Source organism: Nocardia sp. NPDC056064, assembly GCF_042266925.1.
Lineage (GTDB): Bacteria > Actinomycetota > Actinomycetes > Mycobacteriales > Mycobacteriaceae > Nocardia.
Genome location: NZ_JBHJWO010000001.1, coordinates 2,525,640 through 2,552,616 on the forward strand (window position 1 = coordinate 2,525,640; position 26,977 = coordinate 2,552,616).

Below are 26,977 nucleotides of genomic sequence, written 5' to 3' on the forward strand. Positions count from 1 at the left end.
CCGCTCTTAGCGTGAGCCCCTGTGACTTTCGCGCCGCAGGAATCCCGCACCACCCGACGCAGCCTGAGCGGCTGGTGCCGGACCTCGCCCACCGTCGCCGAGGTGCTGCGCACCCCGGATCTCGCGGTGATCGCCGAACGGGTGCGCACCGCCGGACCGCGCGGGGTGATCGCGCGCGGGCTCGGGCGCAGCTACGGCGATCCCGCGCAGAACGCCGGTGGCCTGGTGATCGACATGACCGCGCTGGACCGCGTCCACCACATCGACCCCGGCAGCGGGATCGTCGACGTCGACGCGGGCGTCAGCCTCGACACCCTCATGCGCCGCGCCCTGCCGCACGGGCTGTGGGTGCCCGTGCTGCCGGGCACGCGGCAGGTGACCGTCGGCGGGGCGATCGCCTCGGATATCCATGGCAAGAACCATCATTCGCAGGGCAGCTTCGGCAACCACGTGGTGTCGCTGGACCTGCTCACCGCCGACGGCGCGCTGCGCACCCTCACCCCCGAGGGCGACGACGCGGCCCTGTTCTGGGCCACCGTCGGCGGGATGGGCCTGACCGGCATCGTCACCGGCGCGCGAATCCGGCTGCAACACACCGAGACCGCGTACTTCCTCGTCGACAACGACCGCACCCGCGACCTGGACGAGACGATGGAACTGCTCACCGGCGGCTCCGACGACGGCTACGACTATTCGATGTCGGTGCCCGACACCATTTCCACCGGACCGAAACTCGGCCGCGCCGGATTCAGCCGCGGGTCGCTGGCTACAGTGGATCAATTGCCGGTGAAACTGCGGCACCGCCCGCTGAATTTCGATGCGCCGCAATTGTTCACCGTGCCCGATATCTTCCCCAACGGAATGGTCAACGGGGTCACCACCCGTATCGCCGCCGAGGCGGCGCATCGGCTGTTCCCGCGCCGCGCCCGCGGGCGCGTCCAGAATCTGACGCAGTTCTATCACCCGCTGGATCTGCTCGGGGAATGGAATCGCGCCTACGGCAGGCGCGGATTCCTGCAGTACCAGTTCTCCATGCCCTTCGGCGCCGAGCGGCAGCTGGCCGAGGCGGTGCGGTTCGTGGCCGAATCGGGGCACCACTCGTTCCTCAATGTGTTCAAGCGGATGGGCGCGAGCAATCCGGCGCCGCTGTCGTGGCCGCACCCCGGATTCATGCTGAGCTTGGACTTCACCCTCGCCGAGGGTCTGGACCGGATGTGCGCGGCCCTCGACGAACGGGTGCTGGACGCGGGCGGGCGGCTCTATTTCGCCAAGGACTCGCGCACCTCACCCGCCATGGTCGCGGCCATGTATCCCCGGCTCGACGAATGGCGGCGGATCCGCGACGCGGTCGATCCCGAGGGGGTGTTCGCCTCGGATATGTCCCGGCGGCTGCGCTTGACCGGACTCTGACGTGCCGCAGATCACGATTCCGAAAATTCGCCCGAAAGCCATTCCCGGCAAATGAATTTCATCGGCGATGACGCAGATCACTGTCCGTTTCGGCTTCTCAGGACATTTTAAGTTACTTTTCGGCAACATTGAGTTGGACACTTGCTCATGGGTGCTCGATCGAGGGCCTGCGCTCCCCCCGGAGCACCGCCATTGAGGGAAAGACTGCATTCATGAAGTTCAGCAAGGTTGCCGCAACCTCCGCACTTGTCATCGCCGCGCTCGGGGTCGCCACCGGCACCTCGCACGCCGCTCCGGCGCCCGCCCCGATCCCCGCCTTCCTCGACGGCGTCGAGCAGGGCGTGAACCAGGTGCTGCCCGGCATCGGATGGAAGACCGGCATCGAGGGCGACGCCGTCGTCGTCGAGACCGACGCGGGCTCGCTCACCACCGAGAACAACCAGTTCCAGGTGCGCGACGACCAGGGCAATGTCGTCGCCGCGCTGCCGCTGGCCTACACCATCGACGACCTCGAGTACCCGATCGACGCCGCCATCGACGGCACCCGCGCGCTGCTCACCCCGCGCACCGAGGCCGCCGCGGCCCGCCCGGCCGCGCTGAAGCCGGTCGTGCGCCAGGACGCCTTCGACGACGCCGTCTCGGCCGCGGCCACCCAGTTCGGCATCATCACCTCGATCGGCACCCTGGTGGGCACGCTGGTCGGCGGTGGCGCGGGCTGCGTCATCGGCGGTATCGGCGGCCTGGTCCTTGGCATCCCGGTGCTCGACCTCGGTGGCGCGACCGGTCTGGCCGGCTGCCTGGCCGGTGCGGCCATCGGTATCCCGCTGGGTGCCGCCGCCGGTCTGGTGCTGACCGGTGTGCCCGCCGCGATCGTGGTCGGCATCGGCTTCCACAACCGAATCAACGCGCCCGAGAACCAGTAGTCCCGCGCGCACCGAGAACCCCGTCCACGCTGGTGGGCGGGGTTCTCGCCGTTCAGGTCAGCCGGATGCGCAGGGTCCGGTAGGTGGGGATGAAGACCTTGCGGCGATAGCGCCGCTCGACGATCTCCCACGGCCTGCCCGCCGCGGTGAGCGCTTCCAGCAGCGCGGTCAGTTCCGAATGCACCAGCTGGGCGCCCAGGCACAGGTGCCTGCCACCGCCGAACCAGAGCTGACGGGTCTCGGGCACGTAGTCGCGGTCCACCCGGAACTCGCCGACGGCGTTGTTGATGGTCCAGGTGAGGATCTTGACGTGCTCGCCCGCCCGCAGGTCCCGGTCGGCGACCCGCACATCGGCGGTGACCGAGCGCCCGACCAGATAGGCCGGGCTGGTGACGCGCAAGGTCTCGCGCACCGCGTCCGCGATCCGGTCGGGCGCGGCGAGCAGCGCGCGATGCTGGCCGGTGTCGTGCAGGATGGCGACCATCCTGGTCATCGCGCTGGCCAGGGTGTCGGTGCCCGCCACGGCCATCAGGATCGCCAGGCCCGCCGCGTGCTCGACCTCGAGCCCCAGTTCCCGGCAGCGGCCCAGGGTGGTGTCGGGGTCGGCGCGGGCGTAGGCGTCGGGCACGTTGACGGCCAGCTGGGTGGCCAGCTCCCTGGCGCGCGCCACCGCGACCGGGTCGAGGGTGGTCGAGGCCATCGTGCCGAAACCCAGGTTCACCAGCTCTTCGACATGGTGGAACAGCCGCAGGAACAGCGCGTCCTGGTCGGCGTCGGGGTCGCCGCCGATGGCCGCGGCGATGTCGACCGGGCGCATGCCGACCAGGTCCGAGACGCTGCGGCCGACCAGGATCTGCGCGCGGGTGGCGATGTCGACGGTCTCGCCCGCGGCCAGCCGGTCGCGCAGATCGTCCAGGTCGGGCCCGATCACCCGCCGGACCAGCGCGTCGGTGTGGGTGAGGGTGAACAGATCGCGCACCTTGGCGCGCAGCGCGGTGTGCCCGGGACCCTCGAACAGGTCCTCGACCCATTCGCCGATGACCTGCGCCCACCAGTGCCCGGCCGCGCCCTCGGAGACGATGCTGAAGTGCGTGCTGTCGTTGTAGATCTGGCGCGCCACGAGCGGATCGGCGACGAACCAGCCCAGTCCAGGGACCTTACGGATCGGCCGCGCCACCCTCCCCAGCAGCAGTAACCCCGGTAGCCACGGCTGACCTGCGGCGAGAAGGGCGAGTTCCTGACGACGAGCGGCACTCCACACCCCGGCAGAATCTAGTTGACCGTGACCGAATAGTGAAGATCTGTGACTAGGATCGGCGGGATGCGCTGATGGTGGGCTGTCCATCGCGCGACCTCGAAGAAGTGTGAATGCCATGGTGAACTCGATAATCGAAGCTGTCGGCGCGTATCTGCCGGCCCGGGAAGTGACCACCGCGGAGCTGATGCGTCAGCTCGCTGTCGATGCGCCGCTGGATCTGGAGAAGGTCAGCGGCGTCAGCGCGCGCCGGGTGCGCGCCCACGACGAGGACTCCTTCACCATCGCCCTGGCGGCGGCCCGCGGCGCGCTCGCGAACTCCCGCTACGAGGCCGCCGACCTGGATGTGATCATCTCCTGCTCGATCACCCGCACCCGCGGCGAGGACTTCTGCTTCGAACCCTCTTTCGCGCTCACGCTGCGCAACGCGCTGGGCGCCCGCCGCGCCATCCACTTCGACGTGTCCAATGCCTGCGCCGGGATGATGACCGGAGTCCTGGTGCTGGACAGGATGATTCGCTCCGGTGCCGTGCGCAGGGGCCTGGTCGTCTCCGGTGAGTGCATCACCCCGATCTCCGACACCGCGGTGCGCGAGATCTCGCAGAAGTACGACCCGCAGTTCGCCTCGCTCACCGTCGGTGACGCGGGCGCGGCCGTGGTGCTCGACAGCACCGACGGCCCCGGCCTGGACTACGTGGAGCTCAACACCAGCGCCGCCTTCGCGAAACTGTGCCTGGGCATGCCCAGCGACCAGGGCCCCGGCGTCGCCCTCTACACCGACAACCGCGCCATGCACAACGAATCGCGCTACCTGCTGTGGACCACGCGTCAGCGCGAGTTCCTCGCCGCGCGCGGCACGAGCTTCGCCGACGAGGGCTACGACTACCTCATCCACCACCAATTCAGCGGTCCGGCGGTCGAATTGATCGACAAGATCGCCGAACGCGAATTCGACGCGCTGATGCCGCCGAAGCTGGCGGTGCTCGACCGCTACGGCAACACCGCCTCCACCTCGCATTTCGTGGTGCTGCACGACGCACTGCGCCAGGGCCTGATCGCACCGGGGTCCAAGGTGCTGCTGGTGCCCGCCGCCTCCGGGGTGGTCGCCGGGTTCCTGTCGGTGACAATCGGCGAACTTCGGGTATAGGACAGTATGGGAATCATCATTTCTTCGGCCGTCACGCAGTCCGGCGGCGTCAGCTCGGTGGGTCAGGCGGCCGAGGCCGCGCGTGCCGCGCTGACCGGCGCGGGCTGTACCGCCGAACAGGTCGACGCGCTGATCAATGTCGGGGTCTACCGCGACGCGAACCTCGTGGAACCGGCCGTCGCGGCCCTGATCCAGCAGGCCGCCGGGATCGGGCTGGACTATCGCGCCGGTGAGCTGCCGTGCCTGTCGTTCGACCTGATGAACGGGGCCTGCGGGCTGGTGAACGCGGTCGGCGTGGCATCGTCGCTGCTGGCCGATCTGCCGAACGGGCACGTGGTGGTGGTGAGCGGCGACGCGCACCCGTCGCAGCGGGCCGACGCGGACTTCGCCTTCGAGCCGGTGGGTGCGGCGCTGGTGCTCGAGAACCACAGCGACGCCGTCGGTTTCGGTGGGGTGCACGTGAGTGCCGGTGACACGCTGCCCGATCCGCAGGGCTACGTCACGCTCTCGGCCATGGGTACCGAGGGCCGCTCCTCGATGACCGTCGAACTCGCCACCGGCACAGCCGAACTCGTCGAGCACGCCGCCACCGCCGCCCGCGAGGCCCTGGCCGCCGACGGCCTCGACGCCACGAGCGTGGTGCTGCTGTGCGGCAAGCCGACCCCGGATTTCGCCGCGACCCTGGCCGCCGAACTGGGCATCGACACCGTGATCACCGACGACTTCGCCGGTGACGCCCACACCTCCGCGCTCACCGCCGCCTTCGTCGCGGCCAGGGATGCCGGAGCGACCGGGCGGCCGCTGCTGTTCGTGGCCGCCGACGGCGGGCCGACCGCGGCCGCCGTGACCTACCGAGGACTGGGAGTGCAGTGACCAAGCCGAGCCGACCGATGCATGCCGTTCCCGACCTGGTCGACGACGACACCTGGACCGTGCGGCCCGCGCAGACCGGTGGCGCCCGCCACCGCGCGCAGGCGCCCGACCGCACCCTGGTGCTCGCGCTGCGGTCGATCCCGATCATCGGCTGGATCTTCCTGGCCATCGGCGTGATCCGCCCGTTCCGCTCCCGTCCGCTGCGCGCGATCTTCTGGATCGACGCGTTCCTGAGCACCGTCGTGCACGCCGCCCAGGTGCCCGCCGCCCGCCGCGAAGCCGCCGCCCGCGGCATCACCCCCGGCCGGGCCACGGCGATGACGATGCTGCTCGGCGCGACCTGGTGGAAGACCCTCGATCCTCGATGAGCACGACGCCGGACCCGCACGACTCCTCTGGGCGATCGGTCGCCGAGGGGATGTCGTGGGCTCCGGCGCGAGATGTCTATGAGGGATGCAGCAGTAAGCACCGTTCGGGCGCCGGCCAGCCTCGCCGGCGCTGGGCAGGCGCCAGCCAACGCGTGGGGCACTATCTGGGTGCCGGTCAGCACAGCGGGCACTGCCCAGACGCCGGGCGGCACGGTGGGTGCTGGGCGGGTGCTGGTCGGTGTGGTGGGGTGGGGGCGATGTCGGGGTGGCGTCGTAGGGTGGCGCGATGACGGTGCTGGTGACGGGGGCGAGCGGGTTCGTCGGTGGGGCGGTCGTGTGGGGGCTGGTGGCGCGCGGGGTAGGGGTGCGGGCGATGGTGCGGGAGGGGGCGTCGGCGCCCGGTGGGGTCGAGGTGGCGGTGGCCGATCTCGGGGACGCGGCGGCGCTGGCGCGGGCAGTGTCCGGGGTGGAGGCGGTGGTGCACGCGGCCGCGCTGCTCGGGGAGTTCGGGCGGCCCGCGGAGTTCTTCGCGGTGAATGTGGCCGGGACGGACCGGCTGATGCAGGAGGCCGCGGCGGCGGGGGTCGCGCGGTTCGTGTTCATCGGGAGCCCGAGCGCGCTCATGGCACCCGACGGCGGTGATCAGCTCGGCATCGACGAGACGGTCCCGTACCCGGCGAAATTCCTCAACAGCTACTGCGAGACCAAGGCCGTCGCCGAGCAATTGGTACTCGCCGCCGACACCCCGGAATTCACCACCTGCTCCCTGCGCCCGCGCGCGGTGTGGGGCCCCGGTGACCGCAGCGGCCCGGTCGTGCAGCTGCTGGCGAAACTGCGGGCCGGGCGCCTGCCCGACCTGTCCGGCGGACGCGAGGTGTGGGCGTCGCTGTGCTACATCGATCATCTCGTGCAGGCGGTCACACTGGCACTGACGGCCGAGAATATCGGTGGCCGCGCGTATTTCGTCGCCGACGCCGAACCGGTGCCGGTCTGGCCGACACTGGACGCGGTGGCCGCGCGCTTCGGCCTGACCGGGCCGAGCATCGCCCTGCCCGCCCCGGTAGTCGGCGGCGCGCTGGCGGCGATCGAAGCCGTCTGGCGGATTCCGGCGGTCGCGCAGCGGTGGACGCCGCCGCTGTCGCGCTACGCGGTCGCGCTGGTCACCCGCTCGGCCACCTACGACATCTCGCGCGCCGAACGCGAACTCGGCTATCGACCGGAACTGTCCTTCGCCGAGGGCTTGAACCGGTTCCACGAATGGGTCACCGCGACAGGCGGACTCGACCGGCTGCTGGAGGACCTGTGAACTACCACCGGAACACACCACGAGCGCCACTGCGCCCGCCGGAAGTCCGCGCGCGATGACCCCGGCACTGTGGGTGGTGATCCCCGCCTTCAACGAGGAACGCGGCATCGAGGCGACCCTCGAGGCGGTGGCGGCCCAGCACGACACCGATTTCGCGGTCGTCGTCGTGGACAACACCTCCACCGACCGCACCGTCGAGATCGTCGAGAAGTTCGCCGCCCGGTATCCGTTGCCGCGCATCGAGGTGATCACCGAGGCGCAGAAGGGCACCGGCGCCGCCGCCGACACCGGCATGCGCTACGCCATCGCGCAAGGCGCCACCCTGCTCGCGCGCACCGACGCCGACTGCCTGCCCGCCCCCGACTGGACCGCGCGGATCAGGGCCGGATTCGATTCCGGCCTGCGCCTGGTGAGCGGGCAGCTCGTCCCCCGCACCGACGAGGGCGTGTCCTGGCTGGACCGCACGATCATCCGCGTCGCCCTCGAGCTCGCCTCCGCCTTCGGCAAGGTGCGCTCGGGCAACCGGGACCCGAGATACCTCGGCCCGTACGTGATGACCCCCGGCTGCAATATGGCGATCACCGCCGAGTTGTATGTCGCCGCAGGAGGTTTCCCGCGCACCGCCATCGAGGACCTGCACGAGGACCGCGCACTGGTCAATGCCGTGCGCACCATCACCACCGACTACGGCCTGCGCCGGGACGTGCGCGTCCACGGCTCCAACCGGCGCGTGCGCGCCTGGGGAATCCGCAAGACACTGGCCTGGTACGCCGATCACCGCTATCGTCCCGACGTCGTCGACATCCGGTGAGACGGCAGCATCGAGGGGGAATGTGACGTGACCACCGACTTCCTGGCCCGCCTGGCCGCGCACGCCGAACGGATACCGGACGCCTCGGCGCTGGGAACCGTGGGCAAACGCGCGCTCACCTACCGCGAACTGGTCGAGACCGTCGGGCGGGTGGCGCACAATCTGCGGGTGGCCGGGTTCCGGCCCGGCGACCGGATGCTGTTCTCCATCCGGCCCGGGGTGTCCTCGGTGCTGCTGATCTTCGGGACCATCGCGGCGGGCGGCACAATCGTCTTCGTCGATCCCGGTGTCGGCCCCGAACTGTTCGCCTCCCGCGTCTCACTGGTCGAACCCACCTGGGCCGCAACGGAATCGCTGCTGTACGCGGTGAGCGGTCCGCTGGCGGGCCTCGGCCGCAGGCGCGGCCTCGCGCTCCCCCGCTTCGGCGCGCTGCCGGTGCGACATCTGCACAGCGGTCCCTGGCTGCCGGGGACCCCGCTCGGCTCGAAACCCTTGCGCCGCTTCACCGGTGGCGCCGAGACCACGACCCTGCCGCCGATCGACCCCGAGGCCGACGCGCTGATCGTGTTCACCTCCGGCACCACCGACGACCCGAAAGCCGTTGTGCACACCCGTGCTTCGCTCAGCGCCGGGCTCGCCGCGATGGGCGGACGCACCAGCCTGGCGCCGGGCGCGTTCCTGCACACCGAGCAGCTCATGATGGGCCTGCCCGCGCTGATGGCCGGTGCGCGCTGGGCCCTGCCCCGCTACCCGCGCCTGGGCACCCACATCGACCCGGTGCGGTTCACCGCCCAGCTGCGCAGCGCCACCCACGCCTTCTACACCCCGGCCGACCTCGCCCTCGCCCTCGACGCCATCGAGGCCGGGGAGCTGAGCACGCCGCCGCACCTGCGCCAGGTCGCCCTCGGCGGCGCGCCGGTCACCACCGCCCTGCTGCGCCGTGCCCGGAAGTCACTGCCCGACACCGAATTCCTCGCCATCTACGGGATGACCGAGATCCTGCCGGTCGCCGTCGCCACCGGTGCGGCCAAGCTCGCCCACGACGGCGACCTGCTCGGCACCCCGGTGCGCGGCGTGCGGGCGCGCATCGCCGAGGACGGCGAACTCGTGCTGGCCGGGCCCAACCTGTGCCGCGGCTACCTCGGTCACGAGCCGTTGCGTGAGGTCGCCACCGGTGACCTGGCCCGTTTCGACGGCGACCAGCTCGTGCTCACCGGCCGCAAGAAGGACATGATGATCCGCGGCAAGACCAATATCTACCCCGGCCTCTACGAACCGGTGATCACCGCGATCGACGGGGTGCGCGAGGCGATCATGGTCGGGCTGGCCGACGAGATCGGCGACGAGCGGATCGTGCTGGCGGTGGTCGCCGAGCCGGACGCGGGCGATGTCGCCGGGCTGCTGCGTGCGCGGTTGCCGCAGATCATCGATGTCTCGGCGGTGCCCGACGACATCGTGGTGGTCGAGCGGATTCCGGTCAGCGGGCGCACGAACAAGCCCGATCGGGGGGCGTTGCGGGAACTGGTGCGGGGCATGCTCGCCTGACCCGCACGCCGGTCGTCGCGACCGGCAGGCGGGTCAGCGCGCCGGTCGGGGCTGATGCACGGCCTCGGCGGTGAGCAGGTGCAGTGTGTTCGTGGCGAGGGCCTCGATATCCGGGCGCGGGAGCAGGTCGTCGACGTAGCAGAACGTCATCGACAGGGTGTCGTCGAGCGTGGCGACGGCCACGGTGAGGGCGCTGGCGCAGGAGTTGGTGCCCGCCACGGTGAGGTCGGTGAGGTCCATCGGTTCGGGGGTCGGTGGCGGGGTGAGCCTGCCCAGGTTGCTCAGGGTGACGTTCCACGGGGCGCGGCGGTCGATGAGTTCGATGGCGCGCCTGCCGGATTCGAGGGAGCGGGGGCAGCCGTAGCGGATGGCGGCCAGTGCGGTGAGGTCGGCGTGGCGGTTCAGGCGGCGGGTCAGCTGGGCTTTCGCGTCGCGCGCGGCATCCCAGAGCGAGTGCGGCGGGCCGAAGGGGACGAAGGTGGGGACCACGGCGGTGAACATGCCCGGTTCGTCCTCGTCCGGGGCCGGTTCCAGGCGGGACCGCACGTCCACCGGAATGCCGATCCCGGCCACCCCGGAACCGCGCGGGGACAGCCCACCGAGGCCGTGGGCCAGCGCCGCGGCGACGGCGGCGTTCACGGTGACACCCGACTCGTGGCAGCGGGCGCGCAGGGCGGCGAGATCGGGGCCCTCGATCGTGCGGATCACCGTGCGCGTGCGCCGCACCGGCAGCGGCGGCGCGGTCCCGGGCAGGCCGACCGCGCGGCGCAGGACCGCGGTGAGCTGACCGGTGAGATTGGTGCGCAGACAGCGCGGCAGGCGGGTGTGGCGCGGCGGGATCAGGTCGTCGGGCGGCGGAATCGGTGGACGCGAGATCGCCGGGGCGGGCGCGCCGAAGGCGTAGGCGAGCAGGCGCCAGCCCAGCGCGGCCATCGACCGTCCGTCGAGCAGCACGTGCGAGAGCACCACGATGAGATCGTGCTGTTCCTCGGATGTGCCGGGGCGCCAGACCAAGTCGATGATCCGGCCGGGCGAGGTGGTCAGGTCGACCGGTTCGGCGAGCTGCTCGTCGAAGACCGCGTGCCAGTCGCCGGGATCGCCGACGACGCGGTGCAGCACCGGAATGTGCGGGTCGGGTGACGGAACGAAACACGGGCCGTCGGCGACGACCGTGCGCAGCAGCGGGAACTCCGCGACCACCGCGGCGGCCGCGTCCTCCAGGCGATACGGCCCGATCGCCCCGCGCACCCGCAACCGGACCACACAGTTGGCGGGCGAGAGCTGATCGACGAGCCAGAACCACCGTTCCGAGGCCGACAGCGGGCGGACCACCTCGGTGCGCACCTTCGCGGCCTCCCGTTCCTCGGCAACCAGCTCCTGCGAGCGTAGCCGCGAGCCGGTGGGCGGCGCTTCCGCCCGGCGGTACTACATGCGTATTATGGACTGATGGGTTTCGAGTGGCCTGATTGGGCGATCGCTCACCTGATCGGCATCGAACCCCGCGAGGTTCGGCAGGTCCTCGCAGCGTCACAACGGTGGCCACGCCCGGCCTTCGACGGCCGGGTGGCCGTGCTGACGGTGTGGGGGCGCACCACGGCCGGACGCCCGCTGATCGTGGTCACACGGCAGCGCGACGACTGGACGTGGGTGATCATCGGCGCACGCGCGATGCGCGCCGAGGAACTGGCGCAATTCGAGCAGTGGGAAAGTGGGAACCGATCATGAGCGATCTTCCGTCCAGCAAAGAAGAACTCGCCGATTTCATGGATCGGCTGACCTTCTCCGACGCGGCCGCCGACGCCCCACCACGCCTGCCCGCCAACGAGGACATCATGGTCACCACCTCGATCCGCCTCCCCCTTGCCCTGCACTCGCGCCTCAAAGACCTCGCCGACGAACGCCGCGTCGGCGTCTCCACCCTCCTACGCGAATGGGCCGAAGCGGCAGTCGCCGACATCGACGACGAAGACCAGCTCATCTCCCTCGCCGAAGCCAAACGAGCCCTGTCCCGCGTCCACCCCATCCACCGAGCGTCCTAGCGGTCCGGGCCTCTTTCGGCGCTCTGCGGGTTCGCGCTCAGTCCTCGGCGTTCAACACTCGTACCGTGCAGGTGATGCCCGGGGCTTTGGACAAGCGGGTGTCGGTGGTGAGTAGTTCGCAGGCGTAGGCTTCCGCGGCGGCGACGTAGGCGGCGTCGTAGGCGGTCAGGTTGTCGCGGAGTTCCCAGATTCCGGGGACCAGGACGCGGGTGACAGGGACTTCGGGGTCGAGTTTTTCCAGGGCGGTGACGGCTCGGGCGGCTTGGGCGGGGGTGAGGGTGCCCGCTCGGGTGAAGCGGCAGATCACGGAGAGGACCTCGACGGTCCAGTGCTGGGGGGCTATCCAGCGGTTATCGGCTTCGAGGGCGGTGCGGCAGCGCTCGCCCAGGGGGCCGGGGTTCAGGAGGGCGTGGGCGAAGACCGAGGCGTCGACCACGATCACTCGACCACCTCCCCGCCGGTCAGGGTCGAATCTCGTTCTGCCCGTTCGGCGTCCAGGGCCACCTGGATGTCCCGGGCGGGGAAGGCGATGTCCCAGGTGACGGGGCTGAACTGTTTGAGGACGGCGATATTGTCCTGGCGGCGGGCCTCGTCGCGGATGAGGTCGAACAGGAAGGCCTGGAGGGACTGCCCACGGCGCTGGGCCAGCGCGACCAGCTGGTCACGCAGGGGCTCCGGGACGTCGCGGATCTGCAAAGCAACCATGCATGCAATAGTACATGCGACATGCATGCATGACTACATGCATGAGGCAGGTGCGAGAAGTAGCCGAAACGGGCGAAGGCCCCCACCGGGGTGGGGGCCTTCGTCGGGTCGCGGGGTCAGCGGCGGCGCTTGCCCTTGGATTCGGCGCGGGCGGCTTCGCGGCGGGAGCGGCGGGGGGCCTGTTGTTCGCGGCCGCCGTATTCCTGGGCGTCGGAGTGGGATTCGGCGCGGCCGTCCTCGGCGGGGCCCGAGTAGTTCAGGCCGCGGGGGGTGGACTCGTCGATGCCCTTGGCGCGCAGGGCGGGCGGGGCCTGGGTGGGGGCCGCGTCCTGGGGGCGGGCGCCGACCGGGGAACGCAGGCCCTTGTCGATGGAGACGCCTTCGGGCTGGGGCTGCTGGACCTCGACCTGGAGGTTGAACAGGAAGCCGACCGACTCCTCTTTCAGACCTTCCAGCATCGCGGCGAACATGTCGAAGCCCTCGCGCTGGTACTCGACCAGCGGGTCGCGCTGGGCCATCGCGCGCAGGCCGATGCCCTCCTTGAGGTAATCCATCTCGTAGAGGTGCTCGCGCCACTTGCGGTCCAGCACCGAGAGCAGCACCTGGCGTTCGAGGTTGCGCATCGCGCCCTCGCCCGCGAGGCCGTCGATCTCCTGCTCGCGCTTCTCGTAGGCGGTGTGCGCGTCGTCGAGCAGGGCCTCGCGCAGTTCGTCGCGGGTGAGCTCACCGGCGTCACCGGTGGCGGTCTCGCCGGCGAGTTCCTTGGCGTCCAGGCTCACCGGGTACAGCGTCTTGAGCGCGCCCCACAGCTTGTCCAGATCCCAGTCCTCGACATAACCCTCGGCGGTGGCGCCGTCGACGTAGGCGGTGACCACGTCGGTGATCATGTTCTGGACCTGGCCCTCCATGTCCTCGCCACGCAGGATCCGGTTGCGCTCGCCGTAGATGACGGTGCGCTGCTGGTTCATCACCTCGTCGTACTTCAAGACGTTCTTGCGGATCTCGAAGTTCTGCTGCTCGACCTGGGTCTGCGCGCTCTTGATGGCCTTGGAGACCATCTTGGCCTCGATCGGCACGTCGTCGGGCAGGTTCAGGCGGGTCATGATGGCCTCGAGCGCGGCACCGTTGAAGCGGCGCATCAGCTCGTCACCCAGCGACAGGTAGAAGCGGGACTCGCCCGGGTCGCCCTGACGGCCGGAGCGGCCGCGCAGCTGGTTGTCGATACGGCGCGACTCGTGGCGCTCGGTGCCCAGCACGTAGAGGCCACCGGCCTCGCGCACCTTCTCCGCGTCGTCCTCGGTCTGCTTCTTGACCTGCTCGAGCGCCGAATGCCAGGCGGCCTCGTACTCGTCGGGGGTGTTCACCGGGTCGAGGCCCTGCTTGCGCAGCAGGATGTCGGCGATGATGTCGGCGTTGCCGCCGAGCACGATGTCGGTACCACGACCGGCCATATTGGTGGCGACGGTGACCGCGCCGGGCCGACCGGCCTCGGCGATGATCTGGGCTTCCTGCTCGTGGAACTTCGCGTTGAGCACCGAGTGGGCCACGCCGCGCTTGGTGAACTGTTTGGACAGGTATTCCGAGCGCTCGACGCTGGTGGTACCGATCAGGACCGGCTGGCCCTTCTCGTGACGCTCCACCACGTCGTCGACGACGGCGTTGAACTTGGCCTCTTCCGACTTGTAGATCAGGTCGGCCTGGTCCTTGCGGACCATCGGCTTGTTGGTCGGGATCGGGACGACACCGAGCGAGTAGATCGAGTGCAGCTCGGCGGCCTCGGTCTCGGCCGTACCGGTCATGCCGGAGAGCTTGTCGTAGAGGCGGAAGTAGTTCTGCAGGGTGATCGTGGCCAGGGTCTGGTTCTCCGGCTGGATCTCGACCTTCTCCTTGGCCTCGATCGCCTGGTGCATGCCCTCGTTGTAGCGGCGCCCGACCAGGATGCGGCCGGTGAACTCGTCGACGATGATCACCTCGCCGTCGCGGACGATGTAGTCCTTGTCGCGGGTGTAGAGCTCCTTGGCCTTGATGGCGTTGTTCAGGTAGCTCACCAGCGGGGAGTTCGCGGCCTCGTAGAGGTTGTCGATGCCGAGCTGGTCCTCGACGAACTCCACGCCCGCCTCGTGCACGCCGATGGTGCGCTTCTTGATGTCCACCTCGTAGTGGACGTCCTTCTTCAGCAGCGGCGCGATGCGCGCGAACTCGGCGTACCACTTGGAGGAGGCGTCGGCCGGGCCCGAGATGATCAGCGGGGTGCGGGCCTCGTCGATGAGGATGGAGTCGACCTCGTCGACCACGGCGAAGTTGTGCCCGCGCTGGACCAGATCGTCCAGGGAGTGGGTCATGTTGTCGCGCAGGTAGTCGAAGCCGAACTCGTTGTTCGTGCCGTAGGTGACATCGGCGTGGTAGGCCACGCGGCGCTCGGCCGGGGTCATGCCGCCCAGGATCACGCCGACCTCGAGGCCGAGGAAACGGTGCACGCGGCCCATCCACTCCGCGTCGCGCTTGGCCAGGTAGTCGTTGACGGTGACGACGTGCACGCCCTCGCCGGACAGGGCGTTGAGGTAGGCGGGCAGCACACAGGTCAGGGTCTTGCCCTCACCGGTCTTCATCTCGGAGATGTTGCCCAGGTGCAGCGACGCGCCACCCATGATCTGCACCTTGTAGTGCTTCTGGTTCAGCACGCGCCAGGACGCCTCGCGGGCCACCGCGAAGGCCTCGAGCAGCAGGTCGTCGAGGGTCTCGCCGTCGGTGTAGCGCTGCTTGAACTCGTCGGTCTTGGCGCGCAGCTCGTCGTCGGTGAGCTGTTCGATCTCCTCGCCGTACGCGATGACCTCGTCGGCGAGGTTCGACAGCCGCTTGACCATGCGGCCTTCACCAATCCGTAGCAACCTCGTCAGTGTCAGCGCAGGCACGGGTCTCGTCAGTCCTCTGGTCGAAGTGTGGGTCGGCTGGTGAGCCACAGTGTTGTGGGCCATGGTAGTCCGCAGACCACCGTACCCGGCGGGGTGCACCGGTGCCCGGTGTACCAGGCGCTGTCATCGGCCCAGGTCAACCCGCCCGCCGAGCGGCCTTGCCGGGCACCGCTGTTCACCTGGTGTGACGTAGGATGTAGCGCGTGCCCGATCTGCGGATACGGCGCCGGAAGGAGCAGCGGAGCGCGTGATCACGAGATTGACGCCGCAGGACGCGTCGTTCTACCGGCTCGAATCGAGCAGCAACCCGATCCACATCGGCTCTCTCGCGATCCTGCAGAACACCGCGCCCGGGGTCAGCGGTCCGGTCCTGGACTACGAACGCCTCACCGACCTGGTGGAATCCCGGCTGCCGCTGGTCCCCCGCTACCGCCGCAAGGTGCGCGAGATCCCCCTGGCGATGGGCAGGCCGGTGTGGGTGGAGGACAGCCGCTTCGACATCAGCTACCACATCCGCCGCTCCGCGCTGCCCGGTCCCGGCAGCGACGAACAGCTCTACGACCTGGTCGCCCGGCTGGCCTCACGCCCACTCGACCAGGGCCGCCCGCTGTGGGAGATGTATCTGATCGAGGGCCTGTCCGACGGGCGCAGCGCGGTGTTCACCAAATCGCATTCGGCCCTGGTCGACGGCGACACCGCGCTCGAGATCGGCCACGTGATCCTCGACAACAGCCCACTGCCGCGCGAACTGGCCGACGACGCCTGGCGCGCGCCGCGCGAACCCACCGACGTGGAACTGCTGGCCGGGGCGCTCTCGCAGCTGGCCGCCCAGCCGCGCGAAGCCTACGAGGTGGTGCGCGACGCCGGGTCCAGCGCGTTCGGCGTGGTCCGCGGGACCAGGATGGCGATGCAGGCCGCGGCCAACGCGGTGCGCGCGGCCACCTCCGGCGCCCCCGACAGCCTGCTCAACACCCGCACCTCGCGCAGCCGCCGCTTCGATGTGGTGCGCACCGACCTCGAGGACTACCGCAAGATCCGGCGCCACTTCGACTGCTCGATCAACGACACGGTGCTGGCGGTGGTCACCGGCGCGCTGCGCAACTGGCTGCTCTCGCGCAACGAGGCGCTGGTGGAGTCGACGAATCTGCGCGCGGTGGTGCCGATGTCGGTCTACGTCGACGGCGACAACCAGCTGACCCCGGCCAGCGAGGTGTCCTCGTTCCTCATCGATCTGCCGGTGGGCGAACCGAATCCGACTATGCGCCTGTCGCACATCTCGCACGCCACCGACGCCGCGGGGCGCGCGCGCAAACGGGTGCGTGCGCGCACGCTGGTACACCTGGCCGGGTTCGCCCCGGCGAGCCTGCACGCGATGAGTGTGCGGGCGGCGAGTACCTTCGCCGACAACACGTTCAACCTGGTGATCACCAACGCGCCGGGACCACAGACCGCGATGTACATCGGCGGGGCGCGCATGCTGGAGATGTATCCGGTATCGCCGCTGCTGCGCAATCAGACGTTGAGTTTCGGGCTCACCTCGTACGACGGTCAGGTCTTCTACGGACTCAACGCCGACCGCGACGCCATGGCCGACATCGATGTCCTCGCGGCCTCGGTGCACGAATCGATGGAGGAGTTGCTCGGTGCCTGTCTCTGAGAACGGCAAGATGCGCGTCTATATCCCCGCGACGATCCCGATGCTGCGCGCGCTCGTCGACGAACGGGAGTTCTTCCCGCTGGGCGCGACCGCCTTCGCGGTGACCCCCGCGCTGCGCGAGGCCTACGCCGCCGGTGACGACGACGAACTCGCCGAGGTTGCCATGCAGGAGGCCGCCCGCGCCTCGCTGCGCCTGCTCGCGGCCGAACGCGACGGCGACACCGACCCCGACGACGAGGCCGCGTCCGCCGAACCCGGCAGCCCGATCTACCGGCGCGCGGTCATCGCCGCCGACGTCACCGGCGCCAAGCTGCGGCCCGACCTGGACGACGCGGTGGTGAAGCTGGCCGGGCCGGTGAGCTACGACAAGGTGGCCTCGGTGCACGTCGACCTGGCCGAGGCCGAACCGCAGGTCGCCAAGGCCGTCGACGTGATCGACGCCGCCGACCTGGGCGATCCCGACGCGGAGTTCGTCCTCGGCGACGCCGAGGACCACCAGCTGGCCTGGTACGCCACCCAGGAGCTGCCTTTCCTGCTCGATCTGCTGTGAAACCTACGATGCCGTAACCTGGCAGCAGGCGGCGACAGCCGCCGGTTCTCGGCCGGCCTCGATCTGGACTGACCAGAGGGTGCGACGAAGGAGTGCCCGCCGGGAGGGAAGATCGAGGCCCAAAGGGCCGAGAACCAGCGGCGCCAGCCGCGAAAAGGCACAGGAGACAACGGCAAGCATGGTCATGAACAAGTTCCGGGAATGGCTCGAAGCACCGGCCGCGCAGGTCGCCGACCGCGGCGGCAAGCTGAACGTGCTGCGTGGCGCGGTCGCCCGGGTGACCACTCCCCTGCTGCCCGACGACTATCTGCACCTGGCCAACCCGCTGTGGTCGGCACGTGAGCTGCGCGGGCGCATCGTCGAGGTGCAGAAGGAGACCGCCGACTCGGCGACCCTGGTGATCAAGCCGGGCTGGGGCTTCGACTTCCGGTACCAGCCGGGCCAGTACATCGGCATCGGCATCCTGATCGACGGCCGCTGGAACTGGCGCTCCTACTCGCTGACCTGCCCGCCGGACTGGACCGGCGAGGGCAGCAAGCGGCTGATCTCCATCGCGGTGAAGGCCATGCCCGAGGGCAAGCTGTCCGGGCATCTGGTCAACGGCGTCGCCGCGGGCACCATCGTGCGCCTGGCCGCGCCGCAGGGCGGGTTCGTGCTGCCCGAGCCGCCGCCGGCCAAGGTGTTGTTCCTCACCGCGGGCAGCGGCATCACCCCGGTGATGTCGATGCTGCGCACCATGGACCGCCGCGACGGCGTCACCGATGTGGTGCACGTGCACTCCGCCCCCACCGACGCCGACGTGATGTTCGGCGCCGAGTTGCGCGCCCTGCACGACAAGCACCCCAGCTTCGTCTCGCACCTGCAGCTCACCGACTCCCAGGGCCTGTTCTCGCTGGCGAGCCTCGACGAGCTCTACCCCGACTGGCGCGAGCGCGAGACCTGGGCCTGCGGCCCGGCCCCGATGCTCGACGCCATCGAACAGCATTGGAAGGCAGCCGGAATCGGCGAGAAGCTGCACATCGAACGCTTCGAGGTGGAACGTTCCGCGATCGGCGAGGGCGGCACCGTCACCTTCGGCACCACCGGCCGCACCCTCACCGTCGACGGCGCGACGAGCCTGCTCGAGGCGGGCGAGTCGGTGGGCGTGCAACTGCCCTTCGGCTGCCGCATGGGCATCTGCCAGACCTGCGTGGTCACCCTGTCGGCGGGGCACGCCCGCGACCTGCGCAACGGCGACGAACGTCAGCCGGGCGACAAGGTGCAGACCTGCATCTCCGCGGCGGCCGGAGATTGCACACTCGACATCTGAGGATCCCCTTCGCGCTTGTGAGCAGGTACTCTCGACAGCATGCATCGGCCGATGACGGCCGACTGAGGCTGGACTGGGCCTACCTTGCGCCATCCGTGTGACAACGGGCCGAGAACAGCGGCGTAGCCGCCCGTTCTCGGCCCGCCTCGATTCTGGACCGACCAGAGGGTGCGACGAAGGAGTACCCGGCGGGAGGGAAGAATCGAGGCCCGCCAGGGCCGAGAACACGCGGCGCCAGCCGCCAACCAACAGAGAGGACCCCGGTGGCCATCACCGATATCCAGGCCTTCGCCCATCTGACGGCGGCCGACATCGAGACCCTGGGGAAAGAACTCGATTCCATCCGCCGCTCGGTGGAGACCTCCCGCGGCGAGCGCGACGCGCGCTATATCCGCCGCACCATCGCCGCCCAGCGCGGTCTCGAGGTGGCGGGCCGGGCGATCCTGTTCGGCAGCCGTAACCGCTGGGCCTGGTTGGGTGGTACCGCGTTGCTGTCGGTGGCCAAGATCATCGAGAACATGGAGCTCGGGCACAACGTGAGCCACGGGCAGTGGGACTGGATGAACGATCCGGAGATCCATTCCACCAGCTGGGAGTGGGATATGACCGGGACCTCGGCGCAGTGGCGCCGGGCGCACAACTACTCCCATCACACCTATACCAATGTGCTCGGCAAGGACGAGGATCTCGGCTTCGGCATCCTGCGGATGACCCGCGACGAGGTCTGGGAACCCAAGCACCTGGTGCAGCCCGCGGCGAATCTGCTGCTGGCCGCCACCTTCGAGTGGGGGATCGCGCTGCACGATCTGAGCATCGAGAAGCAGCTGGCGGGTGTCCCGCCGACGCAGCTGCTCTCGGAGCCGAACAAGGATTTCGCCCGCAAGGCGGGCCGTCAGGTGGTCAAGGATTTCGTCCTGTATCCGGCGATCACGGGTCCGGCATGGAAGTCGACGCTCAAGGCGAACGCCACCGCCAATCTGGTGCGCAATCTGTGGGCCTACGCGGTGATCTTCTGCGGGCATTTCCCCGACGGCGCGGAGAAGTTCACCGTCGAGCAGCTCGACGGGGAGACCCAGGGCGAGTGGTATCTGCGCCAGATGCTGGGCAGCGCAAATTTCAAGGCCGGTCCGGTGATGGCCTTCATGAGCGGCAATCTCTGCTACCAGATCGAGCACCACCTGTTCCCGGATCTGCCGAGCAACCGGTATCCGGAGGTCGCGGTGCGGGTGCGCGAGCTGTGCGACAAGTACGACCTGCCCTACACCACCGGTTCGCTGGGCAAGCAGTATCTGCTGGCGTTCCGCACCATCCACAAGCTGGCCCTGCCCGACCGTTTCCTCAAGCGCACCGCCGACGACGCGCCGGAGACCTCCTCGGAGCGCAAGTTCGCCGGCATCGCGCTGCCGGAGGCGCTGCGGGTGGATCCCGAGACCGGTAAGCGTTTCGGTCTGCGTTCGGCGCTGCACGACGCGAAGGTGACCCTCGAGCTCAAGGCGCGGCACGAGAAGGAGGTGCTGCGCGAGGCCAAGACGGCGCTCAAGGCCCGGGCGCGGCAGGAGAAGCTGGCGTTGCGCGAGGCCAAGCGGGCGCTGGGTGAGCGGGCGCGGGGCGAGCGGGTCGCGTTGCGGCACAAGATCGCTCAGCGGCTCGGTCGCGACGGATAACATCTCCATCTCGATTTTTCAATAGGACTTATCACACAATCCGGGCTCGAATTCGCCAACCTACGCTCTCGTAACTTACGGTACTGTAACCGGCATGGCGATCTCGGATGTCAAGGAATACGCGCACCTCACCGCGGCGGATGTCGAAGCACTCGGTGCGGAATTCGACGCGATCCGCCGGGAGATCGAATCCTCCCGGGGTGCGTCGGACGCGCGGTATATCCGCAATGTCATCCGGCTACAACGCGCCCTGGAGATCAGCGGCCGCACGGTGCTGTTCGCCAGCTTCCTGCCCCCGGCCTGGCTGGCCGGCGTCGCCCTGCTCGGCACTGCCAAGATCATCGAGAACATGGAGATCGGGCACAACGTCATGCACGGGCAGTGGGACTGGATGAACGATCCGGAGATCCACTCCACCTCGTGGGAATGGGACAACGCGGGCCCCTCGGCGCACTGGAAGATCACCCACAACTTCCTGCACCACAAGTACACCAACGTGCTCGGCATGGACGACGACATCGGCTACGGCCTGCTGCGCGTCACCCGTGACCAGCGCTGGATGCCGTTCTACCTGGGCAATCCGATCTACAACTTCCTGCTGCAGGCGCTGTTCGAGTACGGCGTGGCCATCCAGCATCTCGAGCTGGGCAAGGTCGCCAAGAAGAAGTGGTCCAAGGACTCCCCGGAGTGGCAGCAGTTCGACGCCGACCGCAAGCTGGTGCTCAAGAAGATCGGTAAGCAGGCCGCCAAGGACTACCTGATCTTCCCGCTGCTCACCGGCCCGTCGTTCTTCTCGACGCTGACCGCCAACTTCGCCGCCAATGTGGTGCGCAATGTGTGGACCAACGCGGTGATCTTCTGCGGCCACTTCCCCGACGGCGCGGAGAAGTTCACCAAGGAAGACATCGAGAACGAGACCCAGGGCGAGTGGTACCTGCGGCAGATGCTCGGCAGCGCCAACATCACCGGCGGCCCGGTCATGCACTTCATGACCGGCAACCTGAGCCACCAGATCGAGCACCACCTGTTCCCCGACCTGCCGAGCAACCATTACGCCGACATCGCGGTGCGGGTGCGCGAGCTGGCCGACAAGTACGACCTGCCCTACACCACCGGCTCGCTGCCGGTGCAGTACTTCAAGTCCTGGCGCACCATTCTCAAGCTGGCCCTGCCCAACAAGTACCTGCGCCACACCTCCGACGACGCGCCCGAGACCAAGTCCGAGCGGTTCTTCGACGGCAACACCGTGGCCACCATCGACCCGGTGACCGGGCGTCGCCGCGGCCTGCGCACCGCGCTGGCCGCCGGGCGCAAGCTGGCCCGCCGGTCGGTGGCCTGAGGGCTCGAGGTTCACTGATCGGCGTGTGTGCCGATCAGCTGAGCGTCTACGACGCGATCCGTCTGCGTCGTGACGTCCGTGCCGAGTTCACCGGTGAGCCGGTGGACGACGCCACGCTCTGGCGAATCCTCGACGCCGCCCACCGCGCGCCCAGTGTGGGCAACTCACAGCCGTGGGACTTCGTGGTGGTCCGCCACCCCGACACGCTGCGCCGTTTCGCCGGTCACGTCGCGGGCAAGCGGGCCGAATTCCACGACGCGCTGCCCGCGGACCGGGCCCAGACCTTCGCCCCGATCAAGATCGAGGGCATCGTCGAGAGCGGCACCGGCATCGTGGTCACCCACGACGACCGGCGCGGCGGTCCGCAGGTGCTCGGCCGGGCGAGCGTGCCCGAGACCGGGGTGTACTCGACCGTGCTCGCGATCCAGAATCTGTGGCTGGCGGCGACCGCCGAGCAGGTGGGCGTGGGCTGGGTGTCGTTCTACGAACCGGAATTCCTGACCGAGCTGGTCGCGCTGCCCGCGGGCATCAGGCCGGTGGCCTGGTTGTGCGTCGGCCCGGTGCGCGAGTTCCAGCAGGTACCGGATCTGGAACGCTTCGGCTGGCGGTCCGGGCGGGCGCTGCGCGAGGCCGTGCACGCCGAGACCTTCGGCGGCTGAACGCGGTCCGGGCACCCGCGGTGACGGGTGCCCGGAGCTGCGCGTCGGAACCTAGGCCAGCCGGATCAGGCCGTAGTCGAAGGCGTGTCTGCGGTAGACCACCGAGGGACGGTCGGTCTCGCGGTCGTGGAACAGGAAGAAGTCGTGCCCGACCAGTTCCATCTGGTAGAGCGCGTCGTCGACCGACATCGGCGTCGCGGTGTGCACCTTGGTGCGCACGATGTGGCCGGGGCCGGCCTGATCGTCGACGTCCTCGCCGTGGGCGTGGGCTTCCGCGCCGTTGGGCTGGGTGAACAGGGAGTCGTCCACCAGTGTCGCGGTGGCCTGTGCGACCGAGACGGGGGTCTTGTCCCCGTAGTGCACGACGCGGCGCTTGTCCTTGGCGCGGCGCAGTCTGCTCTCGATCTTCTGGGTGGCCGATTCGAGCGCGGCGTAGAAGCTGTCGGCGCACGCCTCGGCGCGCACGATCGGGCCACGGCCGCGCGCGGTGATCTCCACTCGCTGACAGGCCTTGCGTTGACGACGGTTGCGTTCATGGAAGAGTTCCACATCGAACAGGAAGATCGACGGGTCGAAGCGCTCGAGGCGAGCGAGCTTCTCCGCGACATGGATTCGATAGTGGTCGGGGATTTCGACATTGCGGCCGGAGACCACCACTTCAGCGTGTGGGGTTTCGGTCGTGTCGTCGGCACCGTCCAGCAGTGCCGTAGGGTCAGCATCTCGCACTGATGTCCGTGCAGAAGTCGTCACGCGTACCTCCCGGATAATGGCCGCACGCTGAGCTCGTGTGCGGCGAGATTGAGCTGTGCCGATCGGGAATCGCCCGGCACCAGATATCCGCGGCCCCACCTCCCGAGCTTGTGGATCGGTGTGTGTTCGCGACGCTAGTCCGCCGCGAGCAAGTGCGCCACTGTTCACGCAAATTTCGCCCCGTCAAGCCGCACACGTCACCAAAACGGCACACGGAACTACGCCGATCCGGCCAAGAACGCGCACGGACTCGCGTGCGGTGACCCCGGTGGTCAGCACGTCGTCGACCAGGACTACCTCGGCATTCGTCCCGAGCGGGGCCCCGGTGGCGGGGACCGGAGCGGCGATGATCCGGCCGTGCAGATTGTGTGCCCGTTCTCGCCGGGTCAAACCGACCGAGTCGCGCACGCCACGTCCCAGCCGCAGCAGCGGCACGCTCCGGCAATCGATGAGCCAACTCGCCGCGACCGCCGACGCGCGGGCCACCGGATCGCCGCCGCGGCGCCGGGCCACGGCGGCTCTGGTCGGTGCGGGAACCAGCAGCAGTGGCCGGTCCGGGGCGCGCAGCCGGGCCAGGGCGTGCGCGAGCGCCAGGCCGAGGGGTTCGGCCAGATCGCGGCGGCCGCGCTCCTTGGCGGCCAGGACCGCGCGACGGCCCGGACCCGCGTAGGGGCCCAGGGTCCAGCACGGCACGCCGGGGTCGGCGCGCGGGCGGACCCGCACCGGGGCACGGGTCAGCGCGGCCGCGCACTCCGGACACCAGGACGGACCGGGCCGGTCACAACCACCGCAGCAGGTGGGCAACACCAGATCCAGCAGCTCCCTCATAGCGAGGGAGTATGACCGCGGGGTCCGACAGGTTTCAGTTGGGCAGCACGGGCACGACGTTGTCGCCGGTGAGGCCGGGCACCTCGCGCCAGAAGCGGTCGTTGCGGGCCGGGTCGGCGGTCTGCAGTTGCAGCACCGCGCGCGAGTCCGCCACGTACTGCGTGGTGGGGGTGGCGGTCACCACCCGGACCGGCGGGGTGAGGTTCTGCGGGGTCACCGGGGTGAGCTGGGAACCGTCGATGGACACGGTGAGCACCGGATCGACATTGCCCTCGCGCGCCACCATCAGGGTGTCGCCGGTGACCCAGCTCAGCGACACCGCCCTGGTGCTCAGGCCGACCGCCACCGGGACCGGGGAGGTCAGCGCGTACTTGCCGTCGGGCCTGCGCTCGACGACGGCCACGTAGACCTTGCCGTCGGCGATCAGCGCCGCCCGCACCCCCGTGCGCGACACCGCGATCTCGCTGATCGGGGTCCGCGGCGCGCCGGTGCCCTCCAGCAGGGCCGTGGTGTCGACCGGTTCCACCGAGACATTGCCGGTGGCACGATCGGTGACCGCGCGGATGACCCGCTCCCCGTCGATCACCGTCCAGGCCGCACCGCCGTCGGCGGTCCACGACGGCCGCGCGATGCTCATCCCCTCGGCCACCCCGAAGGCCTTGGCGCCGTAGTTGCCGATCAGCAGCGTGCGGCCTGGCTCGGACTCGGGCCTGCCGGTGTCGGCGACCGCGGCGACGAACTGGCCGTCGGCGGAGATACCGACCGACTGCAGATTGGTGGCCTCGCCGAACGAACCACTCGGGGTGACGATGCCGTCCGGGGTCACCTGCACCAGGGTGCCGTTGCGCAGCGCGTGCAGCCCGACCCGGCTCTGCCCGGGGGCGCTGGCGCTGTACTGGTCGACATCGGCGACCGACCAGCCGTCGGCGTAGCGCTCGTCGAGCGGTTTGCCGTCGGCCAGCAGCACATAGGGTCCGAGGATGTCGGCCCCGGCCAGGGTCATCACGACCTGCGCCGCGAACAGTTCGCGCTCGCGCTGCCCCAGATTGCCGACGCCGCTGAAATCGATGCGCACTCCGCCGATGCCGACGCCGACCTCGCCCGGCTCGTTGTCGGCCTTGGTGATCGGCCCGTTCACCGCGACCGGCGGCGCGAGCTCGTTGCGCACCACCGGGGCGATCGCCGCCTGCGGACCCGCGCTCAGCAGGCCGATCAGCCGCTCGGTGAGCTCCCCGCGCGAGGCCGACACCCAGCGCGGGTCCGGGACCAGCGCGGAGTTGCCCGGCTCGACGTAGTTGAGCACATAGCGGCGGTAGGACTTGTCGAAGGAGTTCGCGTCGGTCACCACACCGTCGGGCAGGTCGGTGATGCGCCATTCACCCTCGAGCTTGCTCATCTCGATCTTGTTCTCGAGGATGCCGTCGACGGCTCGGTAGCCGCCGTCGCTGCCGAGCTCGCCGACCTTACGGGCCCGGATGACGTAGGAGGCCTTGTCGCCGGACCGCGATTCGCGCAGGATGTCGGGCCGGTCGACGATGGTGATGCTCACCTCGTCGTTCCACTCGCCGGCGGCCTCGGTGCTCAGGTACAGGCGCGCCGCGCCGTGCCGGTTGGCCGGGTCGGCACTGGCGGTGAGGAAGTCGCCCACCAGCAGGTCGGGATCGCGGCCCTGCGCGGGCGGCGGCGGACCGGCCGAGGTGGGGGCCCGGTTGATCGTGCCCAATGCCTGCGGCGCGGAGGACTCCGGCAGACTGGCGCAGCCGGTGAGGATCAGCAGCCCGGCCAGGGCGGCCGCGAACACACCACGCGCCTTCGTCATGTCTGTCGGTCTCCGGTCTCGGTCGAGGTCGGCTCGGCATCGGGCCCGTCGGACTCGGCACCGGCCAGCCCGTCGGCCCGCGCACCGGGGTCGGGGGGCGCCACGTCGGTCGCCGGCTCGTCCGGCTCGGCGGGCTCGGACTCGGGCAGCGCGGGGACCTTGCGCAGCATCGGCTCCAGCGCGAGCGGGCTCTGCCCGAGTTTACGGCCACGCACCATCGGCAGCAGCAACCGGAAGCTGGCGCCGACACCAGGGTCACCCCAGGCCTCCAGCCTGCCTTCGTGCAGGTTGGCGTCCTCGACACTGATCGACAGACCCAGACCGGTACCGCCGGAACGGCGCACCCGCGACGGGTCCGAGCGCCAGAAGCGGTTGAACACCAGCTTCTCCTCGCCCGGTCGCAGGCCCACGCCCTGATCGCGCACCACGGTGGCGACCGCGTTGGACTCGGCGTCCCCGCGCATCCGGATGAGCACCGGCTTGCCCTCGCTGTGGTCGATCGCGTTGGCGAGCAGATTGCGCAGCACCCGCTCCACCCGGCGCGGGTCGACCTCGGCGACCACCGGGTCCTCCGGCAGATCGATGACGACCTCGACCCCGGCCTCCTTGGCCAGATGACGCACCGTGGAGATCGCGGCCCGCGCGCACATCCGCACGTCCAGCGACTCCACCTGCAGCTCGGCCACACCGGCGTCGTGCCGGGAGATCTCGAGCAGGTCGTTGAGCAGGCCCTCGAACCGGTCGAGCTCGTTGACCAGCAGCTCGGAGCTGCGGGCCAGCGCCGGATCGAGATCGTCGCTGGAGCCGTGGATGAGGTCGGCGGCCATGCGCACCGTGGTCAGCGGGGTGCGCAGCTCATGGCTGACATCGGAGGTGAAGCGGCGTTGCAGATTACCGAATTCCTCGAGCTGGGTGATCTGGTTGGACAGGCTCTCGGCCATCTCGTTGAACGCCTGCGCCAGGCGGGCCATGTCGTCCTCGCCGCGCACGAGCATGCGTTCCTTGAGCCTGCCGTCGGCGAAGCGGCCCGCGATCCGCGCCGCCGACCGGATCGGCAGCACCACCTGCCGGGTGACCAGCGCGGTGATCGCCGCCAGCAGCACCACGC

25 protein-coding genes are annotated in these 26,977 nt (G+C 69.6%); 16 read left to right on the forward strand and 9 right to left on the reverse strand.

Features of this window, described 5'->3' with window-relative positions; all coding sequences use genetic code 11:
* Positions 1-21 precede the first annotated feature (21 nt).
* Together ACFC06_RS11545 and ACFC06_RS11550 are read left to right on the forward strand one after the other, a co-directional pair.
* On the forward strand, positions 22-1,410 hold the full coding sequence (locus tag ACFC06_RS11545; protein WP_375929685.1) for an FAD-binding protein: 1,389 nt from the start codon (positions 22-24) through the stop codon (positions 1,408-1,410).
* A gap of 212 nt (positions 1,411-1,622) precedes the next feature.
* Positions 1,623-2,333, forward strand: a complete 711-nt coding sequence (locus ACFC06_RS11550; RefSeq protein WP_375929686.1) for a hypothetical protein — start codon at positions 1,623-1,625, stop codon at positions 2,331-2,333.
* A gap of 52 nt (positions 2,334-2,385) precedes the next feature.
* Here the strand turns inward: ACFC06_RS11550 and ACFC06_RS11555 are convergent, their stop codons facing one another.
* Positions 2,386-3,510: a cytochrome P450 gene (locus tag ACFC06_RS11555; protein ID WP_375929687.1), complete on the reverse strand. Its 1,125-nt coding sequence runs from the start codon at positions 3,508-3,510 to the stop codon at positions 2,386-2,388.
* Between the two features lie 196 nt (positions 3,511-3,706).
* Here ACFC06_RS11555 and ACFC06_RS11560 point away from each other — a divergent pair, with 196 nt between their 5' ends.
* The 6 genes from ACFC06_RS11560 to ACFC06_RS11585 all read left to right on the forward strand — a co-directional run bounded on the left by ACFC06_RS11560 (position 3,707) and on the right by ACFC06_RS11585 (position 9,638).
* Positions 3,707-4,735, forward strand: a complete 1,029-nt coding sequence (locus ACFC06_RS11560; protein ID WP_375929688.1) for a 3-oxoacyl-ACP synthase III family protein — start codon at positions 3,707-3,709, stop codon at positions 4,733-4,735.
* Positions 4,736-4,741: 6 nt separating this feature from the next.
* Positions 4,742-5,608: a hypothetical protein gene (locus ACFC06_RS11565; protein WP_375929689.1), complete on the forward strand. Its 867-nt coding sequence runs from the start codon at positions 4,742-4,744 to the stop codon at positions 5,606-5,608.
* Positions 5,609-5,625: 17 nt separating this feature from the next.
* Positions 5,626-5,976: a hypothetical protein gene (locus ACFC06_RS11570; protein ID WP_375929690.1), complete on the forward strand. Its 351-nt coding sequence runs from the start codon at positions 5,626-5,628 to the stop codon at positions 5,974-5,976.
* 286 nt (positions 5,977-6,262) lie between these two features.
* A complete protein-coding gene (locus ACFC06_RS11575) occupies positions 6,263-7,282 on the forward strand; it encodes an NAD-dependent epimerase/dehydratase family protein (RefSeq protein ID WP_375929691.1) in 1,020 nt (339 codons plus the stop codon).
* A 55-nt stretch (positions 7,283-7,337) separates the two neighbouring features.
* Positions 7,338-8,093, forward strand: coding sequence for a glycosyltransferase family 2 protein (locus ACFC06_RS11580; protein WP_375929692.1), 756 nt, complete (start codon positions 7,338-7,340; stop codon positions 8,091-8,093).
* A gap of 27 nt (positions 8,094-8,120) precedes the next feature.
* Positions 8,121-9,638 (forward strand): class I adenylate-forming enzyme family protein, encoded by a 1,518-nt coding sequence (locus ACFC06_RS11585; RefSeq protein ID WP_375929693.1) that lies wholly within the window; start codon positions 8,121-8,123, stop codon positions 9,636-9,638.
* A 33-nt stretch (positions 9,639-9,671) separates the two neighbouring features.
* On the opposite strand, the gene ACFC06_RS11590 is transcribed toward ACFC06_RS11585, so the two are convergent.
* Positions 9,672-10,982, reverse strand: a complete 1,311-nt coding sequence (locus ACFC06_RS11590; protein ID WP_375929694.1) for a hypothetical protein — start codon at positions 10,980-10,982, stop codon at positions 9,672-9,674.
* Between the two features lie 102 nt (positions 10,983-11,084).
* Between ACFC06_RS11590 and ACFC06_RS11595 the strand changes: the two genes are divergently transcribed.
* On the forward strand, positions 11,085-11,363 hold the full coding sequence (locus tag ACFC06_RS11595; protein WP_278263365.1) for a hypothetical protein: 279 nt from the start codon (positions 11,085-11,087) through the stop codon (positions 11,361-11,363).
* The gene (locus tag ACFC06_RS11600; protein ID WP_375929695.1) at positions 11,360-11,677 is read left to right on the forward strand and encodes a hypothetical protein; all 318 of its coding nucleotides are present in this window, start codon (positions 11,360-11,362) and stop codon (positions 11,675-11,677) included. The genes ACFC06_RS11595 and ACFC06_RS11600 overlap by 4 nt, the downstream gene beginning before the upstream one ends.
* A 37-nt stretch (positions 11,678-11,714) precedes the next feature.
* Here the strand turns inward: ACFC06_RS11600 and ACFC06_RS11605 are convergent, their stop codons facing one another.
* The 3 genes from ACFC06_RS11605 to secA all read right to left on the reverse strand — a co-directional run bounded on the left by ACFC06_RS11605 (position 11,715) and on the right by secA (position 15,294).
* Positions 11,715-12,119 (reverse strand): type II toxin-antitoxin system VapC family toxin, encoded by a 405-nt coding sequence (locus ACFC06_RS11605; protein ID WP_375929696.1) that lies wholly within the window; start codon positions 12,117-12,119, stop codon positions 11,715-11,717.
* Positions 12,116-12,382, reverse strand: a complete 267-nt coding sequence (locus tag ACFC06_RS11610; RefSeq protein ID WP_375929697.1) for a hypothetical protein — start codon at positions 12,380-12,382, stop codon at positions 12,116-12,118. The genes ACFC06_RS11605 and ACFC06_RS11610 overlap by 4 nt, the downstream gene beginning before the upstream one ends.
* A gap of 116 nt (positions 12,383-12,498) precedes the next feature.
* Positions 12,499-15,294, reverse strand: coding sequence for a preprotein translocase subunit SecA (gene secA, locus ACFC06_RS11615; RefSeq protein ID WP_375929698.1), 2,796 nt, complete (start codon positions 15,292-15,294; stop codon positions 12,499-12,501).
* Positions 15,295-15,541: 247 nt separating this feature from the next.
* Here secA and ACFC06_RS11620 point away from each other — a divergent pair, with 247 nt between their 5' ends.
* From ACFC06_RS11620 to bluB, 6 genes are all read left to right on the forward strand, one after another.
* Positions 15,542-16,951: a wax ester/triacylglycerol synthase family O-acyltransferase gene (locus ACFC06_RS11620; protein WP_375929699.1), complete on the forward strand. Its 1,410-nt coding sequence runs from the start codon at positions 15,542-15,544 to the stop codon at positions 16,949-16,951.
* 10 nt (positions 16,952-16,961) lie between these two features.
* Positions 16,962-17,501, forward strand: coding sequence for a DUF6912 family protein (locus tag ACFC06_RS11625; protein WP_375935403.1), 540 nt, complete (start codon positions 16,962-16,964; stop codon positions 17,499-17,501).
* 178 nt (positions 17,502-17,679) lie between these two features.
* On the forward strand, positions 17,680-18,810 hold the full coding sequence (locus tag ACFC06_RS11630; protein ID WP_375929700.1) for a ferredoxin reductase: 1,131 nt from the start codon (positions 17,680-17,682) through the stop codon (positions 18,808-18,810).
* Between the two features lie 263 nt (positions 18,811-19,073).
* Positions 19,074-20,474 (forward strand): fatty acid desaturase family protein, encoded by a 1,401-nt coding sequence (locus ACFC06_RS11635; RefSeq protein ID WP_375929701.1) that lies wholly within the window; start codon positions 19,074-19,076, stop codon positions 20,472-20,474.
* Between the two features lie 94 nt (positions 20,475-20,568).
* On the forward strand, positions 20,569-21,813 hold the full coding sequence (locus ACFC06_RS11640) for a fatty acid desaturase family protein (RefSeq protein ID WP_375929702.1): 1,245 nt from the start codon (positions 20,569-20,571) through the stop codon (positions 21,811-21,813).
* A 38-nt stretch (positions 21,814-21,851) separates the two neighbouring features.
* Positions 21,852-22,472 (forward strand): 5,6-dimethylbenzimidazole synthase, encoded by a 621-nt coding sequence (gene bluB, locus ACFC06_RS11645; RefSeq protein ID WP_375935406.1) that lies wholly within the window; start codon positions 21,852-21,854, stop codon positions 22,470-22,472.
* Between the two features lie 51 nt (positions 22,473-22,523).
* On the opposite strand, the gene hpf is transcribed toward bluB, so the two are convergent.
* From hpf to mtrB, 4 genes are all read right to left on the reverse strand, one after another.
* The gene (gene hpf / locus ACFC06_RS11650; RefSeq protein WP_375929703.1) at positions 22,524-23,222 is read right to left on the reverse strand and encodes a ribosome hibernation-promoting factor, HPF/YfiA family; all 699 of its coding nucleotides are present in this window, start codon (positions 23,220-23,222) and stop codon (positions 22,524-22,526) included.
* A gap of 183 nt (positions 23,223-23,405) precedes the next feature.
* A complete protein-coding gene (locus ACFC06_RS11655; RefSeq protein WP_375929704.1) occupies positions 23,406-24,050 on the reverse strand; it encodes a ComF family protein in 645 nt (214 codons plus the stop codon).
* Between the two features lie 34 nt (positions 24,051-24,084).
* Complete coding sequence (lpqB, locus tag ACFC06_RS11660) at positions 24,085-25,869, reverse strand: MtrAB system accessory lipoprotein LpqB (protein ID WP_375929705.1); 1,785 nt, start codon at positions 25,867-25,869, stop codon at positions 24,085-24,087.
* Positions 25,866-26,977 (reverse strand): MtrAB system histidine kinase MtrB (mtrB, locus tag ACFC06_RS11665; RefSeq protein WP_375929706.1); only part of this gene is annotated, 1,112 nt, incomplete at its 5' end. The genes mtrB and lpqB, both read right to left, overlap by 4 nt.

Coding starts and splice junctions, on each gene's coding strand:
- ACFC06_RS11550 (WP_375929686.1), top strand. CDS start 1,623: ATGAAGTTCAGCAAGGTTGCCGCAACCTCCGCACTTGTCATCGCCGCG.
- ACFC06_RS11560 (WP_375929688.1), top strand. CDS start 3,707: ATGGTGAACTCGATAATCGAAGCTGTCGGCGCGTATCTGCCGGCCCGG.
- ACFC06_RS11565 (WP_375929689.1), top strand. CDS start 4,742: ATGGGAATCATCATTTCTTCGGCCGTCACGCAGTCCGGCGGCGTCAGC.
- ACFC06_RS11570 (WP_375929690.1), top strand. CDS start 5,626: ATGCATGCCGTTCCCGACCTGGTCGACGACGACACCTGGACCGTGCGG.
- ACFC06_RS11575 (WP_375929691.1), top strand. CDS start 6,263: ATGACGGTGCTGGTGACGGGGGCGAGCGGGTTCGTCGGTGGGGCGGTC.
- ACFC06_RS11580 (WP_375929692.1), top strand. CDS start 7,338: ATGACCCCGGCACTGTGGGTGGTGATCCCCGCCTTCAACGAGGAACGC.
- ACFC06_RS11595 (WP_278263365.1), top strand. CDS start 11,085: ATGGGTTTCGAGTGGCCTGATTGGGCGATCGCTCACCTGATCGGCATC.
- ACFC06_RS11600 (WP_375929695.1), top strand. CDS start 11,360: ATGAGCGATCTTCCGTCCAGCAAAGAAGAACTCGCCGATTTCATGGAT.
- ACFC06_RS11610 (WP_375929697.1), bottom strand. CDS start 12,382: ATGGTTGCTTTGCAGATCCGCGACGTCCCGGAGCCCCTGCGTGACCAG.
- ACFC06_RS11625 (WP_375935403.1), top strand. CDS start 16,962: ATGCGCGTCTATATCCCCGCGACGATCCCGATGCTGCGCGCGCTCGTC.
- ACFC06_RS11630 (WP_375929700.1), top strand. CDS start 17,680: ATGGTCATGAACAAGTTCCGGGAATGGCTCGAAGCACCGGCCGCGCAG.
- ACFC06_RS11640 (WP_375929702.1), top strand. CDS start 20,569: ATGGCGATCTCGGATGTCAAGGAATACGCGCACCTCACCGCGGCGGAT.
- ACFC06_RS11655 (WP_375929704.1), bottom strand. CDS start 24,050: ATGAGGGAGCTGCTGGATCTGGTGTTGCCCACCTGCTGCGGTGGTTGT.
- lpqB (WP_375929705.1), bottom strand. CDS start 25,869: ATGACGAAGGCGCGTGGTGTGTTCGCGGCCGCCCTGGCCGGGCTGCTG.